Annotated in this window: 16 protein-coding genes; 7 read left to right on the top strand and 9 right to left on the bottom strand. The window is 72.1% G+C overall.

The window, feature by feature from the left end; translation table 11 throughout:
- Position 1: 1 nt before the first annotated feature.
- The 4 genes from GA0074692_RS15115 to GA0074692_RS15100 all read right to left on the bottom strand — a co-directional run bounded on the left by GA0074692_RS15115 (position 2) and on the right by GA0074692_RS15100 (position 5,384).
- Positions 2-1,051, bottom strand: a complete 1,050-nt coding sequence (locus GA0074692_RS15115; RefSeq protein WP_091645081.1) for a PLP-dependent cysteine synthase family protein — start codon at positions 1,049-1,051, stop codon at positions 2-4.
- A gap of 93 nt (positions 1,052-1,144) precedes the next feature.
- Positions 1,145-2,980, bottom strand: a complete 1,836-nt coding sequence (locus GA0074692_RS15110) for an asparagine synthetase B family protein (protein ID WP_091645079.1) — start codon at positions 2,978-2,980, stop codon at positions 1,145-1,147.
- 87 nt (positions 2,981-3,067) lie between these two features.
- Positions 3,068-3,466, bottom strand: coding sequence for a SchA/CurD-like domain-containing protein (locus GA0074692_RS15105; protein WP_091645077.1), 399 nt, complete (start codon positions 3,464-3,466; stop codon positions 3,068-3,070).
- 337 nt (positions 3,467-3,803) lie between these two features.
- A complete protein-coding gene (locus tag GA0074692_RS15100) occupies positions 3,804-5,384 on the bottom strand; it encodes a multicopper oxidase family protein (RefSeq protein WP_091645074.1) in 1,581 nt (526 codons plus the stop codon).
- Positions 5,385-5,549: 165 nt separating this feature from the next.
- Between GA0074692_RS15100 and GA0074692_RS15095 the strand changes: the two genes are divergently transcribed.
- Positions 5,550-6,284 carry a maleate cis-trans isomerase family protein gene (locus GA0074692_RS15095; RefSeq protein ID WP_091645071.1) on the top strand — a complete coding sequence of 245 codons (735 nt, stop codon included), beginning with the start codon at positions 5,550-5,552 and terminating at the stop codon, positions 6,282-6,284.
- Positions 6,285-6,434: 150 nt separating this feature from the next.
- Complete coding sequence (locus GA0074692_RS15090) at positions 6,435-7,535, top strand: threonine synthase (RefSeq protein WP_091645068.1); 1,101 nt, start codon at positions 6,435-6,437, stop codon at positions 7,533-7,535.
- 99 nt (positions 7,536-7,634) lie between these two features.
- Here GA0074692_RS15090 and GA0074692_RS15085 read toward each other — a convergent pair whose 3' ends face one another.
- Positions 7,635-7,967, bottom strand: coding sequence for a DUF6059 family protein (locus GA0074692_RS15085; RefSeq protein WP_091645065.1), 333 nt, complete (start codon positions 7,965-7,967; stop codon positions 7,635-7,637).
- Between the two features lie 217 nt (positions 7,968-8,184).
- Here GA0074692_RS15085 and GA0074692_RS15080 point away from each other — a divergent pair, with 217 nt between their 5' ends.
- Complete coding sequence (locus GA0074692_RS15080; protein ID WP_091645063.1) at positions 8,185-8,523, top strand: PadR family transcriptional regulator; 339 nt, start codon at positions 8,185-8,187, stop codon at positions 8,521-8,523.
- Between the two features lie 103 nt (positions 8,524-8,626).
- Here GA0074692_RS15080 and GA0074692_RS15075 read toward each other — a convergent pair whose 3' ends face one another.
- Positions 8,627-9,262, bottom strand: a complete 636-nt coding sequence (locus GA0074692_RS15075; protein WP_245730314.1) for a permease prefix domain 1-containing protein — start codon at positions 9,260-9,262, stop codon at positions 8,627-8,629.
- A 235-nt stretch (positions 9,263-9,497) separates the two neighbouring features.
- On the opposite strand from GA0074692_RS15075, the gene GA0074692_RS15070 reads away from it, so the two are divergent.
- Complete coding sequence (locus tag GA0074692_RS15070) at positions 9,498-10,028, top strand: GNAT family N-acetyltransferase (protein WP_091653494.1); 531 nt, start codon at positions 9,498-9,500, stop codon at positions 10,026-10,028.
- Between the two features lie 82 nt (positions 10,029-10,110).
- Here GA0074692_RS15070 and GA0074692_RS15065 read toward each other — a convergent pair whose 3' ends face one another.
- Complete coding sequence (locus GA0074692_RS15065) at positions 10,111-10,635, bottom strand: general stress protein (RefSeq protein ID WP_176738698.1); 525 nt, start codon at positions 10,633-10,635, stop codon at positions 10,111-10,113.
- 236 nt (positions 10,636-10,871) lie between these two features.
- Between GA0074692_RS15065 and GA0074692_RS15060 the strand changes: the two genes are divergently transcribed.
- The 3 genes from GA0074692_RS15060 (at position 10,872) to GA0074692_RS15050 (ending at position 14,602) form a co-directional block, all read left to right on the top strand.
- Complete coding sequence (locus GA0074692_RS15060) at positions 10,872-12,710, top strand: glycoside hydrolase family 15 protein (protein ID WP_091645058.1); 1,839 nt, start codon at positions 10,872-10,874, stop codon at positions 12,708-12,710.
- Complete coding sequence (locus tag GA0074692_RS15055) at positions 12,707-13,486, top strand: glucose 1-dehydrogenase (protein WP_091645056.1); 780 nt, start codon at positions 12,707-12,709, stop codon at positions 13,484-13,486. Before GA0074692_RS15060 ends, GA0074692_RS15055 begins: the two co-directional genes overlap by 4 nt.
- A 156-nt stretch (positions 13,487-13,642) precedes the next feature.
- Complete coding sequence (locus GA0074692_RS15050) at positions 13,643-14,602, top strand: NAD(P)/FAD-dependent oxidoreductase (protein WP_091653492.1); 960 nt, start codon at positions 13,643-13,645, stop codon at positions 14,600-14,602.
- 74 nt (positions 14,603-14,676) lie between these two features.
- On the opposite strand, the gene GA0074692_RS15045 is transcribed toward GA0074692_RS15050, so the two are convergent.
- Both GA0074692_RS15045 and GA0074692_RS15040 read right to left on the bottom strand, forming a co-directional pair.
- Entirely contained in the window at positions 14,677-15,948 is a 1,272-nt protein-coding gene (locus tag GA0074692_RS15045; protein WP_091645054.1) for a cation:proton antiporter, read from the bottom strand.
- 83 nt (positions 15,949-16,031) lie between these two features.
- Positions 16,032-18,188 (bottom strand): ATP-binding SpoIIE family protein phosphatase, encoded by a 2,157-nt coding sequence (locus GA0074692_RS15040; RefSeq protein WP_091645052.1) that lies wholly within the window; start codon positions 18,186-18,188, stop codon positions 16,032-16,034.
- Between the last annotated feature and the right edge of the window lie 258 nt (positions 18,189-18,446).

Below are 18,446 nucleotides of genomic sequence, written 5' to 3'. Positions count from 1 at the left end.
CTCAGCCGCTCGTGACCAGGCGGGACACCTGCTCCAACGTCATCGACGGCCAGGCCGGCTCGTTGGCGGCGGCGACCAGCACCTCCGTGGTGGAGAGCGCGAGTACCGCGTCGCCCAGGCCGTGTGCCCGCAGCCACTCGTCGTCGTACGACTCGCCGAGGTAGTTGCCGCCGTCGTCCGGGGCCACCGCGACGATCCGCGCACCCGGGTTGTGGTGCGCGTAGTGCAGCGCCCCGAAGACCGCCGCTCCGGCCGACTCGCCGACCAGCAGGCCCTCCTTGCGGGCCAGCAGCCGGCTGGTGGCGATCCCCTCGTGGTCGGCGACCAGGTGCACCCGGTCGACCAGCTCGGTGGTCAGGTTCTCCGGCTTCCAGGCGATGCCCAGGCCGCGCATCAGCCAGCTCTCGTACGGGAAACCGAACGCACTCGACCCCTTGGCGTCCACCCCGACGGTGACCACGTCGGGCAGCTTCTTCTTCAGGGTCTCGGCCAGCCCGCTGATGTGTCCACCGGTGCCGACCGCCGCGACCAGCGCGTCGAACTGGCCCACGTCGTCGAGAATCTCGTACGCGGTCTGCTCGGCGTGGATCTTCGGGTTGGCCGGGTTGTCGTACTGGTTGGGCCAGAACGCGCCCGGCGTGGACGCCAGCAGCTCGTGCACCCGGTTCAGCCGTGGCCGCTGGTACCCGGTCTCGTCCGGCTCCTTGACGATTTCCAGCTCGGCACCGAAGGCGGAGACGTACTCCACCATGGACGCCGGGGCCTTCGGGTCGGTGACCAGGATGACCCGGTACCCGCGGGCGGCACCGATCAGCGCGAGTCCCTTGGCGGTGTTGCCGGAGGAGGACTCGATGATGGTGCCGCCGGGCTTGAGCCGCCCGTCGCGTTCCGCCTCCAGCACCATGGACAGCGCGGTGCGGTCCTTGACGCTGCCGGCCGGGTTGCGGGACTCGAGCTTGAGCAGGATCTCCGAGCCGTTGTCGACCCGGAGGCGGTTCAGCCGGACCACCGGGGTACGGCCGATTGTGTCCAGAACACTGTCATTGATCATGTCGTACCCCTACGCCGTGAAGTCGCCGATGCGAGCGGATTGGTGACGGTCGTGCGGGGAGCGGTCGACGCGTGTGCCGCTCAGGAGGCGGCGTTACAGCGCCAGCCGTACCCGGTAGTGGTGCAGCCAGAGGTTGAGCTGGAGGGTCAGCTCGGCCGCCGCGCGGGCGAGCCGGTCCTTGGCCAGGCGCGGTGCGTTCTCGGCCAGCGCGGTCGCCGCCTCGAGGTCGATCAGCGGCCGGACCGGGGCGTTCGGGTCGGCGAGGATCGCCCGGAACTCGTCCTGGAGCCGCTGCGCGTAGCTCGGGTGGTTGCTGACCGGCGTGGCGCTCTGCCGCCGCTTGAGCACCTCCTCCGGTAGCAGGTCGGCGACCGCCGCGCGGAGCAGGCTCTTCTCGATGCCGCCGTGGTGCTGGTACGCCGCCGGGATGTTGTAGGCGTACTCGACGAGCTTGTAGTAGTTGATCGGGGCGCGGGTCTGCAGCCCGGCCGCCGCGAACACCGACGAGTCCAGCGGACCCCGGGTGAGCACCAGGTACGAGACGCGGCGCATGTTCCGCTGCCACTCGTCCTCGCCCGGCAGGTACTCGATCTCACCGAGCGCCTTCTGGTACTCGTCGGCGTAGTAGTTGGGCAGGTCCAGCGCGGCGAGCGTGTCGGCGTTGAACAGGGCGGTGCCGAAGCCGTTGGTCGCGCCGAAGCGCTGCGCCAACGCGATCCACGGGAACGTGCCGGCCCCCACCAGGCCCTGGTCGGTGGACCAGCGGGCACCCTGGAAGAGCTGGTCACCGGCGCCGCCGGTCAGGACGATCTTGCCGCCCTGCGCCCCCGCGTGCTGGATGAACAGGTACTGCGAGGTCTCCATGTCGTAGATCCGGGCCGGAGCGTCCTTGGCCCGGAGCATGCCCTGCCGGATGATCGGGTGCAGGATGTCCGTCGACTCCAGCTCGACCAGGTTGTGCACCGAGTCGATCATGTCCGCGGCGGCCTGCGCGTACGGCGAGTCGCGGGTGTCCCGCATGACGTCCGCCTCGAACTCGGTGGACTTGAAGTCCACCGTGTACGTCCGCAGTTTGTCGCCGCCCCGGCGGCGCAGCTCGGCCGCGGCCAGCGCCGCCACCGAGGACGAGTCGATGCCCCCGGAGAGGGTGGCCACCAGCTTGGACGTGTCCGCCGGCAGGGTCTCCCGGATGCTGTCCTCCAGCATCCGCCGGACCGTGGCGATGGTGCTGTCCATGTCCTCCTCGTGCGGCCGCGAGGAGAGCTTCCAGTACGTCTGCTTGTTCCAGCCGGTACGGCTGAACCGGGCGATCTGGGCGCCCTTGACGCTCTCCAGGCCCTTGAACAGCGGGCCGGGCGGCAGCGCGTGGGAGATCGCCTCACGCAGCCCGTTGGTGTCCAGGACCGCCTCCACCTCCGGGTGGGCCAGCAGGGCCTTCCGCTCGGTGGAGAAGATCAGGCCGGTGGAGGTGTGGGTGTAGTAGAGCGGCTGCTGGGCGAGCTGGTCGCGGGCCAGCACCAGTTCCTCGGTGCGGGCGTCCCAGATCACGATCGCGAACGGGCCGGCGAGCCAGGGGATGAACTCCACCCCCCACTGCTGGTAGGCGGCGGAGATCAGCTCGACCGGCGGGGTCTCCGGGGCGAAGCCGCGACCGGCGGAGCGCAGCCGCTGCCGCAGATCCTCCAGGCCGAGCGGGGCACCGGTCACGGCGGCGACGACAGGGCTGCCGTCGACCTCGGTGACGAAGGGCTGCCGGCCGACGTTCCCGTCCACGTCGAGGGTGCGGTAGCCCAGGGCGGCGCGCGGCGAGACCCACACCGCCTCGCCGTCCGGGCCCCGCTGGGCCAGCGTGGCCGTCAGCATCGTGACGACCGGTCGGTCCAGGACCAGGTCCCGGGTGAAGTCGATCCAGCCAAAAACGCCAGACATGGGGCTACCTTTCCGCGCTGTTCGAGGTGGGGGAGATTGAGCGGTTGCCGGCGGCTCAGCCGCCGGCAACCGTTACGCCGGGAGTGCTCAGGCCTCGACGCCGGCCGGCAGCGGGCCGGGGTAGTTCTCCTTGGTGAGCTGCGCGATGCAGCGCATGTTGGCGTTGCGGAAGTACTCGGCGAACTTCTGCGGGGTGCTGGTGTCGCGCTGCGTCTTCAGGTACTTGGCGAGCTTGCCCTCGAGGTCGTGCACGCCGGACTGCTGGCCCATGTGCCGGCCGATGGCGCGGAAGTCGCCCTCGTAGTGGATGACCCGGACGACGATCTCGTCGCTGATGAAGACGGCGCTGCCCAGCAGCTGGCCGACCACCTCGCCCTGCTCGTCCTTCAGGATCGGGGTGCTGACCCGGCGGAAGCCCTGGAAGATCTCGGCGATCTCTTCCTCGTGGCCGGGAATGACGTCGTACCTGATCGCGGCGTACGGCATGCTCGCGGGTCCTTTCACGTGATGAACGGCTTGAGGCGGTTGGCCTGACGGAGCGGCCGGTGATCGCCAATTCCGCCGCAGCGCACGTTTCCATCGCCGGCTCGAAGGCCGATTGGAAAGGGCTCGAGGCAGGTGGGCGGCGGTGCCGCCCACGCCCGCTGGTCACCGGGCCGCGTCGCGTTCGGTCTGGCACCACCCTGGACCGGCGGGGGCGCGCAGACGACGACCGGCGCGCACCCAGGGGGTACGCGCCGGTCGCCGAGTGGTCGTGCGGGGGATTCAGACCACTTTGTGGGACTGCAAGGGATTCAGACCACTTCGTGGTCCTGCAGGGGATTCAGACCACTTCGAGGTTGCTCATCATCACCATGTCCTCGTGTTCGAGGTTGTGGCAGTGGAAGACGTACTTGCCCTGGTAGCCGGTGAACTTGGCCGCCACCTCGACTATCTGGCCGGGCAGGATGTCGACGGTGTCCTTCCAGCCGGCGTCCCGGGCCGACGGGGCCAGGCCCTGACGGCGGAGCACCTGGAAGTGGGCCAGGTGCAGGTGCACCGGATGGTGGACGTCGGTGACCAGCTTCCAGATCTCCACCGAGCCGAGCTTGGGCTGGGCGTCGATCCGGTTCGGGTCGAACGGCTTGCCGTTGACCGTCCAGACCTGCTTGCCGCCGGAGACTCCCTGGCTGAACAGGAACTGCCGGGTCTGCACCGCCATCGAACGGTCGAGCTGCTCGAAGTCGGCCAGCCGGTTCGGCACGGTGCTGTCGTCCGAGGCGCTGCGGGCGACGTGGAACTGCATGATCGCGCCCAGCTTGCCCTTGTCCATGTCGTTGCGGAGGGTGACCTTGGTGCCGACCTTGAACTTCGAGAAGTCGATGACCAGGTCGTACCGCTCGGCCGGGGCGATATCGATCTTGTCGTGTCCGATCGGCGCGCCGAGCAGGCCCGAGTCACTGCCGATCTGGATGAACGAACTGCCGTCGCTCGGCTTCGGGTCGAGGCTCAGCCCGTACCGGCGGGCGTTGGAGCCGTTGAGCACCCGGAACCGGTACCGGGTGTTGGTGACGTCCATGGTCGGCCACGGCGCGCCGTTGACCAGGATGACGTCACCGATCACCCCGTTCTCGAACTGCCCGGTCACCCCGGGGTCGTGCAGGTTGTGGTCGCTGGAGGGGTAGCGGAACGAGCCGTCCTCGGAGAAGGACCGGTCGCAGATGAACAACGGCACCTCCCGCTCGCCCTTGGGTAGCGGCAGGGCGTCCTCCTCGTCGTCCCGGACGAGGTGGAAGCCGGCGAGCCCGCGGTAGACCTGGGGACCGGTGAAGTCCATCCGGTGGTCGTGGTACCAGAGCGTGGCGGCGGGCTGGTCGAGCGGGTAGATGTAGTCCTTCGTGCCCTGGCTGGTCTTGCCGGCGGCCATGTCGTGGCCGGGCATGCTGCCGCCCGCCTCCCAGCCGCCCTTCGGCAGGATGTAGTCGATCGGGTAGCCGTCGTGCTCGGGCGGGGTCTTGCCGCCGTGCAGGTGCACCACCACCGGTACGGGCAGTTCGTTGCGGTGCCGGACCACGGTGCGGCGGCCGGCGCGGGACTCGATGGTCGGCCCGGGGAAGGTGCCGTTGTAACCCCAGATCTCGGTCTTGTGGCCGGGGATGATCTCCACTTTGGCGGACCGCTGGGTGAGCTCGTAGAAGTCGGTGCTGCCGTCGGAGTTGCTCGGCTTGAGCACCTGCGGTCGGGGGAGCGGGACCTGGAACGGCTCGGGGATGTCGAGTTCACTCTTCATCTTGGACCCGGTGCTGGAGCCGGATCGGGTGCCGGCGTTGTCACCGAGCTTGTCGCCGAGTTCCGAGCACCCGGCCAGTGAGGCGGCGGCTGCGCCGCCCGTCAGTTGGATCAGACGTCGACGGCTCAGGGTCATCAACAGGCTCCTCACACGGGAGACCGGCAGGGGTGTGACAGCCGGTCACAGCCTAATACGCTACACGTACCAACCCTACCTAAACCGAACGGTGGGTGCTGGGATCGTCCACTCGTGGCGACCGGACTCGTTCGACGCTCGAGCCGATCTCGCTACGGTTCGATCATGGCGGATACCTCGACCCACCGCGATCCCGAGTGGACCCACCGGCTCGGTTTCCTGGTACCGAGCGTGAACACGGTCATCGAGCGTGACCTGCGGCTGAGCCTGCCCGCGACGGTCAGCGCGCACGTCGCCCGGATGTCCATCACCCGGGACACTCCGGAGCAACTCGCCGCGCTGGCCGACACGGTGCCGGAGGCGGCCCGGATGCTCTCCCACGCCGCGGTGGACTCGATCGTCTTCGCCTGCACCAGTGGCAGCCTGTACCACGGCCTCGGCTACGACGCCGAGATCACCGAGCGGATCACCGCCGCCTCCGGCGTACCCGCCTCCACCACCTCGAGCGCCGTGGTGGCCGCGCTGCGCTCGCTCGACCTGGCCCGGGTGGTGCTGGTCACGCCGTACGAGCCCTGGCTCGACGAGCTGGTGGTGGCGTTCCTCGGCGCGCACGGCATCGAGGTGACCGCCACCGCCGGTCCGGCCCTGCCGGACCCGCTGGACACCGCCTCCGTCCCGCCCGAGGGGATCGCCGCCGCGGTCACCGATCCCGGTGCCGCCGACGGCATCTTCATCAGCTGCACCGCCTTCCGTGGCCTCGAGGCCGCCCGCATCCTGCGCGAACGCTTCGGCCTGCCGGTGGTCTCCAGCAACGAGGCGACCTGCTGGGAGGGGCTGCGACTGGCCGGCCGGGCCCCGGACACCTTTCCCCTCAAGGGGTACGCGGAACTGGCCCGCTGAACCCACTCGCCGTGCACGCGAGCGGTGCCGCGCGACCCCGCCGGTGGCCCGGGCCGCACCGCGGCCGCTCCGCCTAGACTGGACGCTTTCCACGGGCGTCCGGGTCGGGTCCGCCCGACCGTCGTCCGTCCATCCTGGTCCGGGAGAAGCATGCCCACGATTCAGAACCCGCGTCTGGCGGGGCTCGCCTGCATCCGCTGCGACCGCCGGTACGAGGTGGCCGACCACTCCACCGGCTGCCCGGCCTGTCTGGCCGAGGGCAGACCGGCCAGCCTCGAGTGCGTCTACACCCCCGGCGAGTCGACCGGGGTCAACCAGCCCTACCTGCGGCCGGTCACCCTCGGCGAGGGGCGTACCCCGCTGTTGACCGACGTCTCCGGGGCCGTGCCCGGCCTGACCGTCGCGCTCAAGTGGGAGGGCGCCAACCCGACCGGCTCGCACAAGGACCGGTTCAGCTCGGCGGTCGTCAGCCGGGCCGTCTACGCCGGCTACGAGGGCATCGCCGCCGCCTCCTCCGGCAACGCCGGGGTGTCGTTGGCGACCTACTGTGGCCGGGCCGGGCTGCGTTGCGAGGTCGCGGTCACCGACGACACCCCCGCCCGGGTGGTGGAACTGATGCGCGACCTCGGGGCGGAGGTGGTCTCCTTCCCGCACAGCGGGCAGCGCTGGGAGCACATCGCCGCCTACCGCGACTCCAAGACGATGCTGCCGGTCACCAACTTCGTCGTCCCCCCGGTGGGCAGCAGCCCGTTCGGTATCGAGGGGTACAAGCTCGTCGCCGAGGAGATCCTCGACGACCGGGGCGGGACGGCACCGGAGTGGGTGGTGGTGCCGGCCTCCCGGGGCGACCTCGCCTGGGGCGTCCACCTGGGCTTCCAGGAGCTGCTCGGCGCCGACGCGGTGCCCAGGATCTGCCTGGTGGAGCCCTTCCCCCGGGTGGCCGAGGTGCTCGCCGGCGCCGACCCGTACGCGACCTTCCCGGGCAGCACCCGGGTGATGCCGTCGCTGGGCGGCAACCAGCTCGCCATCCAGGCGGTGGAGGCGGTCCGCCGATCCCGGGGGCACGCCGTCGCGGTGGACGACGAGAGCGTCGTCGCCGAGACCCGCCGGCTCTGGCGGGCTGGCTTCCCGCTGGAGCCGAGCAGCGCGGCCGGTGTGCTCGCCGTCTCGCGGGCCCTGGCCGCCGGGACGATGACCGCCGAGTCCGACGTCGTCGTGCTGGCCACCGCGCACGGTCTCAAGGGGATGTGAGCCCTCGGCCGCCGGACCCGTCCGGCGGCCGGTGCGCGGCAGCCCGCGTCGGAACTGCCGAGGACCGGGACCGCCGTGGGGCAGGTCCGCGTCCGAGGCTCAGCGCAGTTGCGACCAGAGTTGACGTTCCACCGACGTCGGGGGGACGTGCGGGATCAACCGCTCCGGGTGCCCGGCCGGCGGGGCACCCGGATCCGACCCCGCCGGGGAGCGGTCCGGACCGCCGGTCGCCGGCCGGTCCGTGGAGTCGTCGGCGACCGTCCCGCCGGGCGGCGTGGCCCGGTGCCCCGGTTGCCCGGCGGGCGGGAACGCCTCGGGCGGCAGCGGCGCGCCGATGAGCGCCGCGCCGAGCGTCTTCAGCCCGGCGAACAGCTCCCGGGCGACAAGGACGGTCAGTTGGCCGCACCTGCTCAGGTACCTGTACGCGTACATCCCGCCGTCCTCGTCCGCGCGTCGTGTCGCGGTGACGGGGGCCGCCGGAGTTGGCCTCTGGCCCCGCCGTCTCCCGGCGCGGAACAAGAATGATCACCGCCGCTCGATGCCTGATCGAGCGGCGGTGGCGGGACGACAGGGCAATCGCCCTGATCATGGCAAATAGGGCTACTACCTGTAGCTAGGCTACGGTACGGTGCTCGTGTAGATTGGCTACATGAGGCCAAACGCGTTGCGGGGGCACCTCGACGCCCTGATTCTCTCGGTGCTCGAGCGGGAATCGCTGCACGGTTACGCGATCATGGAAGCTCTTCAGGCCCGCAGCGGCGGCGCGCTCGATCTGCCGACCGGCACCCTCTACCCGGCCCTGCGCCGGCTGGAGCGGGCGGACTACGTGCAGAGCGAGTGGAGCACGGTCAGCGGCCGTAAGCGCCGGACGTACCAGCTCACCTCCTCCGGGCGGCGTGCGCTGGCGGAAGAGCGCTCCGAGTGGCGGGACTTCGCCGCGGTGGTCGAGGGCGTGTTGCGCCCCGGCACAGCGGTCGGCTTCGCCTGAGTGGATTCGGTGCCGTCCGGTCACGGGCGGCACCACACCGGTGCCGCGGGAGCGTCGTGCGGTGGTCCCCGGTCGGGTCCGGGGTGTCTGACCGGTGGCCCGCTCAGGCGGCGGTCAGGCAGTTCCGGGCGGAGACACCGATGCCGGCGAGCGGGATACCGAGGAACAGCAGCGCGCTCGGCAGGCCGGCGACGCTCATCAGCGCGTTCGGCGTGAGCGCGGTCAGCAGTACGCCGAGCACGGAGAAGACCACGCAGACGGTGAAGGCGAAGACGCCGGTGGCGCGGACGAGTCGCCGACGGGCACCGAAGTACCGCACCCCGTACCCGGCGGCGGTGACGACCAGGATCGCGGCGCACACGGTCGCCGCCCCCATCCAACTCACCATCTCCTCGACCAACTGGTAGCCGGGGCTGTCGTAGCCCACCCCGCCGGCCAGGTGCCGCGTCCACCGCCACAGCACCGGCTGGGCGGCCAGCACGAAGAAGATCAGCAGCGCGGTCCGGCGCCCCTGGGCCAGCCCCAGTTCGGTCTGGTAGTCGGGGGCGATCTCCGGGATCGGCCCGAACTCGGCGACCGCGCGCCGCTCGGCGTCCCGTCGGTCGAGACCGGCGTCTTCGTAGGCTTCGGCCGCGTCCAGGAGACCATCCCGCGCCTCGGCGAGGAGATCGGCTTTGGTCGCCCGGGGACCACGGAGGGTCTTGTCCAACTCAGCGACGTATGTCTCGATCATGTTCATCCGGAGCAGCTCCCTCGGCGGGACCAACGCATGGACGAGTATAGGCAAGTTGGACCTCGCGTTTCCCTCAGGGAACGCCCGGAGATCACCCCGAGCTTCCCCCTCGGGGACGGCTCCGCTGCTTCCGGGTGCCACGTTTCCGCCGCTCAGAGCCATCGACGCGGCACGTCGGCAGGGCGCTACGACAGGGAAATCCCATTCATGGGATTGGCGGGGCGTGGCAGACTCCCGCCACGTGGAACATGTCGAACTGAACAGCCCTGAGTTGCTGTTACGTCCCTGGCGGGAGGAGGACGCCGCAGACGTGCTCGCCGCGCTGCGCGACCCGGAGACGGCGCAGTGGAACCCCGCCGCCCCGGGCCTGGACCTGGCCGAGGCGCGGGCCTGGACCCTCGCCCGGGCCGACTGGTCGGCCGGCACCCACGCCTCGTTCGCCGTCACCGACCGGGCGACCGGTGTGCTGACCGGCTCGGTCTCGCTGCACCGCATCCACGGGGACGAGGCCTCGATCGGGTACTGGACGGTTGCCGCGGCCCGGGGCCGGGGCGTCGCCACCGCCGCCGTCCGGCTGGCCACCGACTGGGCGTTCGGATCCCTCCGGCTGCATCGGATCGAACTCTGTCACGCCGTGGCGAACGTCGCCTCCTGCCGAGTCGCCGAACGCGCCGGCTACCCGTGGGAGGGGACGCTGCGGGAGTCCCACCGGTACGGCGACGGACGCCGGCACGACGAGCACGTGCACGGCCGGCTCGCCACCGACGCCTGAGAAAGCCGGCGGGCCGGTGGGACATCGCCCCACCGGCCCGCCGACGCCCGCTCGAATCGGTCGATGAAGGCGGCGGTCCCGGTCACCCGGCGGTGCGCCGGGTCGGCGTGAGGTGCATCCGCGCCAGCAGCTCCTGCGCCCGGTCGGCCAACTGGGCGTCAACGGTCACCGCGTACTGACCGGCCCGTAGCGAACTGGCCGAGGTGAAGTCGCGACGACCACCGGTCATGGTGTGCGCGATCGCCCCGAAGACGGCCCCCCAGATGGCGCCGATCACCAGACCGACCAGGATGACCACGGCCCAGTTGCCGGCGGTGAAGATGCCGAACAACAGGCCGATGAAGAGCCCGAACCAGGCGCCCGTGGCGGCGCCGATCAGCGCCGACCGGCCGGTCGTCAGCCGACCGAGCACGGTCTCCACCAGGGTGAGGTTGGTGCCCACGATGGCCGTGTGCTCCACCGGGAAGCGGTTGTCCGCCAGGTGGTCGACCATCCGTTGGGCGGACGGATAGTCCGGATACGAACCGATGGTCACGGTGGGAGGCCCACCCTGCGGGCCATGGCCGTCGCCGGAGATCGTCGGCTGGCCGGCGGGACCGGACGGCATCGGGCCAGCGCCTACCGTTCCGGGCTGCCCGGCAGCGGTCGGAGTCGAGGATCTGGTCATGTGCTGCCTCCTTCGGTCAACCGCCCGGGTTCCCGTCGGCCACCGGCGGTAACCCGGACCGGGGCGCCGGGGATCGCGCTATTCCAGCCCGGCGACCCACCGGCACCGGGACCCGCCTGGCGGAGCCGGTGCGCCAGGACAGGTGTGTCCGGTGAGCCGGCCGGGTAGGCCGCCGGGTGGAGAACGCACGGATCAGCGAGCACGGGTTCCTCGCCGACGGGTGCACCGCCGCGCTGGTGGACCGGCACGGCACCGTCGACTGGTGGTGTCCGGCCCGCTTCGACGCGCCCTCGGTCTTTGGGCGGATCCTCGACGAGGACGCCGGACACTGGTCGATCCGCCCGGACGAGCGGTACGAGTGCGAGCGCGCCTACCTGGACGACACCCTGGTGCTGCGTACCGTCTTCACCACCCGGCACGGCGCGGTGGCCGTCACCGACACCCTCGCACTGGAACCCGGCGCGCGCGGGCACGAGATCGGCTGCCGGTCGCCGCGGATGCTGGCCCGCGTCGTACAGGGTCTCTCCGGCACGGTGGGGATGCGGATGCACTACCGGCCCCGCTTCGAGTACGGCCGGGTAGCCGCGTACCTGACCGAACGGGACGGTCTGGTCGAGGCGACCGCGGGCGCGGCGACCCTGCGGCTGCGCGGCGACGTCCCGCTGGCGTTCGGCGCGGGGGAGGCGACCGCCGGGTTCGAGGTACGGGCCGGCGAGACGTACCGGTTCACCCTGTCCTGGTCGTCCCCCTACGGTGGGGCGCGGCCGGCGGTGCCGGCGGCCGACGAGGTGGTGGCCGAGGCCACGGCCGGCTGGCGTTCCTGGGCCGGCCTGCACGACTACCAGGGCCGCTACCGGGCCCAGGTGCGGCGCAGCGCGATGGTGGTGCAGGGGATGACCTACCAGCCCAGCGGGGCGGTGGTGGCCGCGGCGACCACCTCGCTGCCGGAGGAGCCGGGCGGTGGCCGCAACTACGACTACCGCTTCGTCTGGCTGCGCGACTTCAGCCTGACCCTCCAGGCGCTCTGGCGGGCGGCCTGCCCGGACGAGGCGGAGCGCCAGTTCGCCTGGGTGGCCCGGGCGATGGGACGCCTCGACGATCAGCCCGCGCCGATCATGTACGGCGTCGAGGGCGAGCGGGACCTCACCGAGCACGCCCTCGACCACCTGCGCGGCTACGCGGACAGCCGACCTGTCCTGGTCGGCAACGACGCGTGGCGGCAGCGGCAGACCGACGTGCTCGGCGAGGTGCTCGACGCGGCCTGGCTGATGCGGTACTACCTGGACCCGATGACCGCCGAGGTGCGGACCCTGCTGCGGGCCCTGGCCGACCAGGCGGCCGCCGACTGGTGGCGACCGGACGCCGGGATGTGGGAGGCCCGGGACGCCGAGCGGCACTACGTCTCGTCCAAGGTGCAGTGCTGGACCGCGTTGGACCGGGCGGTGTGCTTCGGCTCCCGGCTGGGCGACGAGGCGGACGTCGCCCGGTGGGCGGCGGCGCGCGAGGAGGTCCGCCGCGCGGTGCTCACCCGGGGCTGGAACGCACGGCTCGGCGCGTACACCGGCGCGTTCGAGTCGGACGAGCTGGACGCCTCCGTGCTGATCATGCCGCTGGTCGGGTTCCTGCCGGCCGACGACCCCCGGATGCGGTCCACCGTGGACATCGTCGAGCGGCGACTGACCCACGACGGGCTGTTGCGCCGCTGGGTCGACGACCCGGCCGGCTTCGTCATCTGCTCGTTCTGGCTGGTGGGCTGCCTCGCCCTGGCCGGCGAGGTGGACCGGGCGGAGCGGCTGTTCGAGCAGCTCGTCGGAAGGGTCAACGATCTGGGACTGTTCGCCGAGCAGATCGACCTGGTGACCGGGGAGCAGCTCGGCAACTTCCCGCAGGCGTTCTCCCACATCGGACTGATCGTCGCGGCCGGTCTGCTGACCGAGGCCGCCGAACGCCCCCGGGAGAGGGCGTACCAGCCCGTGCCGGCCGGCACGGGGACCAGGGAGGGAGCAGGATCGTGACCGGACGACTGGCGGGTAAGACGGCCCTGATCACCGGCTCGGACTCGGGGATCGGGCAGGCGACGGCGATCGAGTTCGGCCGGGAGGGCGCCGACGTGGCGGTGCACTACCTGCACGACCACGACGGGGCGAATCACACCCGGCGCGAGATCGAGGCGTCCGGACAGCGGGCGATCGTCGTACAGGGCGACATCTGCGACGAGCGCCAGGTCGAAGCGATGTTCGACGAGGCGCTGGCCGAGTTCGGCACCCTGGACGTCCTGATGAACGACGCCGGGGTGGACGCCTCCGGCATCCCGGTGGCCGACCTGGACACCGCGACCTGGGACCGGGCGATCCGCACCAACGTGTACGGGGCGTTCTTCTGCTCGCGCCGGTTCGTCCGGCACCGGCGGGAGTCCGGGGGCGGCGGCCGGATCATCAACATCACCTCGATCCACCAGGAGGTGGCCCGGGCCGGTGGCGCGGACTACGACACCAGCAAGGGGGCGATGCTGGAGTTCGCCAAGTCGCTGGCCCTGGAGGTCGCGCCGATGAAGATGAACGTCAACAACATCGCGCCGGGCATGGTGCTCACCCCGTTCAACCAGCGGGCCATCGACGACCCGGAGTACCTGGAGGAACAGGTGCAGAGCATCCCGTGGAAGCGGGCGGCGCAGCCGGCGGAGATCGGCCGGCTGGCGGTCTTCCTCGCCAGCGACGACGCCGACTACGTGACCGGGTCCACGTACGTGATGGACGGCGGGCTGATGCAGAACCAGGGCCAGGGCGCCTGACCGGGTCGACGCCTCGAGCGGCGGGCGGTGGTTCGGTCCGCCGGCACGCCCCGGCGGACCGTGGTCACCGGTACGTGCGTCGGTACCCGGCGGTCGGTGTCCCGCACCCCCGGCGCGCCCGGCCGGTCAGTGGTCCGGACCGCATACCATCACGCGATGGCTGGGGAACGGGCGCGGGTGATCGTGGTCGGTGCCGGCATCGCTGGAGTGGCGTGCGCGCGCGAGCTGGTGGCCGCCGGCGTGCCGGTGGAGATCCGGGAACGGGCCCGGGTCACCGGCGGCCGGATGGCCAGCAAGCGTTTCGACGGTCGCCCCGCCGACATCGGCGCCGCGTACTTCACCGTCAGCGACCCGGACTTCGCCCGGGTGGTCGAGGGGTGGCGCGCCGCCGGCCTGGCCCGGGAGTGGACCGACACCTTCGTCGCGTACGGCCCGGACGGCCGGCACACCGTGCCCGGACCGATGCGCTGGGCGGCCCCACGTGGCCTGCGTTCCCTGGTGACCGAGCTGGCCTCCGGCCTGCCGGTGGTGGTGGACCGGCTGGTGCTGGGCGTCGAGCCCGGACCGACCGTCGACGGCACCCCGGCTGACGCGGTGGTACTCGCCATGCCGGGTCCGCAGGCAGCCCTGCTGCTCGACCCGGCGCTGACCGACGCCACCCGGGCGGTACAGGACCAGCAGTGGACCTCCAGCCTCGCCGCGGTGCTGCGCTTCCCGCGTCGCCGGTGGCCCGACTTCGCCGGGGCGTTCGTCAACAACCACCCGGTGCTGACCGTGGTCTGCGACGACGGCGACCGGCGCGGGGACGGCGAACCCGTGCTGGTCGCCCACACCACCGCCGACTTCGCCGGTCGGTACCTGCTCCAGCCGACCACCGCCGCGCCCGCCGTGGAACAGGCCGTACGGGACCTGCTCGCCCTGCCCGAACGAGCCGACCACGTGCACGTGCACCGCTGGACGTACGCCAAGCCGGCGGCCGGGGGCGCCGGGGCGTACCACCTGGACGACGACGGCGTGGGGCTGGCCGGGGATGCCTTCGGTGAGCCCCGGGTGCAGACCGCCTGGCGCTCCGGTCGGGACCTGGGCCGCGAGCTGGCCCGCAAGCTGACCCGCTGACGTGGGGGGTGTGGGGTGGTTGCAGGGGACCCTTCCTCATCGAAAAGCGGTAACAGGGGACCCCTGCTACCACCTCAGGAGAGGGCCGGCTCGGGTTGGGCGGGATCGGTGGTGCGCTCACCGGACCGGTCGAGGAGCTGCATGACCGGGGTGGCCGCCACCCCGTGCGCCACCACCGAGACGATCACCACCAGGCCGGCGGTGGCCCAGACCAGGTCCGCCTGCGGGAAGTCCGCCTTCGTGATGGCGTACGACAGGTAGTAGAACGAGCCGACGCCCCGGATGCCGAAGGACGCGATCACCCAGTGCTCGGCCGGGCGTCCCGGAGCGCCGCGGAGCGACAGCCAGCCGGTGAGCGGCCGGACCACGAAGACCAGTGCCAGCCCGACCAGGGCAGCCGGCCAGGTCAGTGGGGCCAGCAGGCCGCCCACCACCGCCCCGCCGAAGAGCAGGAGCAGCAGGACGGTGAGCAGCCGTTCGACCTGCTCGGCGAAGCCGTGCAGGACCGAGTGGAACTCGTGGGTCCGTTCCGCCGCCCGGATGGCGCGGGCGGCCACGAAGACGGCGAGGAACCCGTACCCGCCGACCAGCTCGACCAGCCCGTACGCCAGGAAGGCCGCGGCCAGGGCGAGGAAGCCCTCGGCGTGCCGGGCCAGGCGGAGCTGGCTCGGCGCGTGGAAGAACAGCTTGCCGAGCAGCCAGCCGATCAGAAGTCCTCCGGCGACCCCGGCGCCGCCCTTCCAGAGCAGGTCGACGGTGACCCACTCGGCCAGCCAGTCCGCCGGGGCGAGGCTGGTGGAGGCGATGGCGACGGCCGCGTAGACGAAGGGGAAGGCCAGCCCGTCGTTCAGGCCGGCCTCGGAGGTGAGGGCGAAGCGGACCTCGTCCTCGGAGTCCTCCACGTCGGTCGGCTCGCCCACCTGCACGTCGGCGGCGAGCACCGGGTCGGTGGGCGCGAGGGCCGCCCCGAGTAGCAGCGCGCTGGCCGGCACGAGCCCGGCCCACCACCAGCCGAGCAGCGCCACCGCGGCGATGCACAGCGGCATCGCGATGGCGAGCAGCCGCCAGGTGGACGACCAGCGTCGCCAGCTCAACGGGCGGTCGATCTTGAGACCGGCGCCCATCAGGGCGACGATCACCCCGACCTCGGTCAGGTGGGTGGCGAGGGTCGGGTGGGCCAGCGGATCCGGCACCGGCAGCCCGGTGGGGAGCAGGAAGACCACCATGCCGAGGCCGAGGAAGGCGATCGGCATGGAGAGGGGACGCCGTTCCAGCATTCGAGGCAGGATTCCGGCCAGCAACGCGCCGACCCCGAGTACCGCGAATACGACGTCCACCGGCTCCAAGACCCCACCCCTCGCCTGGCCCGTGTTCCCGGGCAGGTGGAAACCAACTGTGCCCCGAGGAGGGGGTGGCTATGCCTTCGCGTTCACGTTCGCGGTGCGGTCGGGGGACGGTGATCTCCACCGGGCGGGATCAGGATCTCGAACCAGACGGTGGAGCCGCGTACCGTCGGATCCGTCCCCCACGCGTCGCTGAGCTGCTCGATCAGCCCCAGCCCGCGGCCCCGGCTGCTCAGCGTGTCGGTCTGGGCCTTTGTCACGGTGCCCCGGGTGCCGGAGTCGGCGACCGACACCAGCAGCCGCTCGGAGCTGAGGTCGATCTCGACCCGGGCGGCGGTGCCGGCGTGCAGCAGGGCGTTGGTGGTCAGCTCGCTGGTGCACAGGACGGCGGACCCGATGATCGACTCGGGCACTCGCCAGTCGGACAACTGCGCGGTCATCCAGTGCCGTACCCGGCTCGGCGCGGTCGGTTCGGCGGGCACCTCCATGCTGGCCGACTGGCTGGGCATCAGCGCGTGCTCCACCGCGAGGACCGCCACGTCGTCCTCGGTCGCGTCGGGCACCGCGGCGGTCGCGACCGCGCAGAGCGCCCGGGGGTCGCCGCTGGCCGCGCCGGCAACCGCCTCTGCCAGCCCGGTCAGCCCCACCGAGAGGCTCTGCCGCCGCCGTTCGACCACACCGTCGCTGAACAGCAGCAGGGTGTCACCGGGGGCGAACCGTACGGTGGTGGTGCTGGGCCGGCAGCCCAGGCCCAGCGGCGCGCCGGCCGGCACGTCCAGGTACTCGGCGGTGGGCTCGTCGTCGGGGGAGGAGCAGCGGCGCAGCAGCGGGGCGGGGTGCCCGGCGCTGGCCAGGGTGAGCTGTTCCCGTCCGGCGTCGATCACCCCGAAGACCACGGTCACGAAGAGTTCGTGCGTGCCGGCCTCGGCGCCCAGGCTGGCGACCAGCCGGTCCAGGCCGGCCAGGACGGCGTGCGGACGAGGGTCGGTCAGCGCCAGGGCCCGCAGGGCGGCGCGCACCTGGCCCATCCGGGCCGCCGCCTGCACGTCGTGGCCGGCGACGTCCCCAAGCACCACCCCCAGCCCGCCGTCGGGCAGGAGGAAGGCGTCGTAGAAGTCGCCCCCGGCCGCGTTGCCGTCCACCCCCGGGTCGTAGCGGGCCGCGATGCGTAACCGGGGCAGGTCCGGCAGGTGCTCCGGGAGCATGCTGCGTTGCAGCAACTGGGCGGTGCCGTGCTGGGTCTCGAACCGGCGGGCCCGCTCGGCCGCCTGGGCGACCAGTTCGGCCGAGGCGGCCAGCAGCGCCCGCTCGGCGGCCGACCAGGAGTGCACACGCTGGTAGCCGACGCTGAGCCCACCGCGCAGCACCGGCGTACGCAGCGGCAGCGCGGCCAGGGCCCGGATCTTCTGGTCGTGTCGGTCCACCGCCGCCCCCGCGAGCGGTTGGCCGTCCGTGGTGAACAGCGGCACTCCGCTGCGGGCGGTCATCACCAGCGGCAGCGGCGAGTCGTCGGGCGCTCGGCGCCAGAGCGGGGGCAGCCGCTCGTCGGCCTCGTCGAGCAGTTCGCCCCGGACCCGCCGGACGACGCGCCAGCCACCGCCGTCGTCCACCCCGAAGGCCACCAGGTCGGCGTCGAACGAGTCGAGGGCGTACCGCAGCGCGACCCGGGCGACGTCGTCCAGGGTGAGGGTGCCGGAGAGGGCGGCGGCCAGCTCGCTCAGGCTCTGCAACTGCTCGGTCACCTGGGTGGTCTCGGCCGCCACGGTCAGTACGCCGACGACCTGTCCACCGCTGTCGCGTACCGGGGAGCAGCCTCGGGTGAAGACGGCCTGCTCCACCCGGCCGGTGCCGTGCCGCACGATGGGCAGGATCGACTCCTTCTCCAGGATGGAGGTGCCCTCGTGGAAGGCCCGCTCGACCAGGTCACCGATGCCGGGCAGGGACCAGAGGCCGGCGAAGACCTCGGCCGCCGGCCGGCCGACCGCCGGGTGGGCCGTGCCGACCAGTTCGGCGTACCCGTCGTTGTAGAGGAGGCGGAACTCCGCGCCGAGGGCCAGTGCCATCGGCACCGGCGAGGCGAGGACCAGGTCGACCACGGCGCGGACCGCCGGGTCCCACCGCTCGATCGGCCCGAGCGGCGTGCCGGACCACCGATGGCCGAGGACGAGCGCGGCCGTACCGACGCTGGCGGCCCGCGGGATCGGGGCGGGTGAAGCGGGGACGTGCCCGACCGTGCCTGGCATGTGACGCAGCCTATCCGGAGTGGTCCCGTGGTGTTTCAGTCGCGCCCCCGGCGGGCGGCTCCGCCGCGATGCCGGTCGCGTCCGTCCGGTCGGTCGCCGGTGTGCCGGTCGCGCCCCGGCCGATGACTCCGCTGCTGGCGGCGGAACTCCGTCCGCACCGTCCCGACCAGCGCGGACATGTCCGGAAACTGGCCGGTGCCGCTGCGGGTTGGTGCTTCTCCTCGCGGGTATGCGGGCGGCGCAGACCAGGCGACAGGG

Source organism: Micromonospora pallida, assembly GCF_900090325.1.
Classification (GTDB): domain Bacteria; phylum Actinomycetota; class Actinomycetes; order Mycobacteriales; family Micromonosporaceae; genus Micromonospora; species Micromonospora pallida.
Note: the sequence above shows the minus strand (reverse complement) of the source record. Positions and strands in the feature narration are given on the sequence as shown.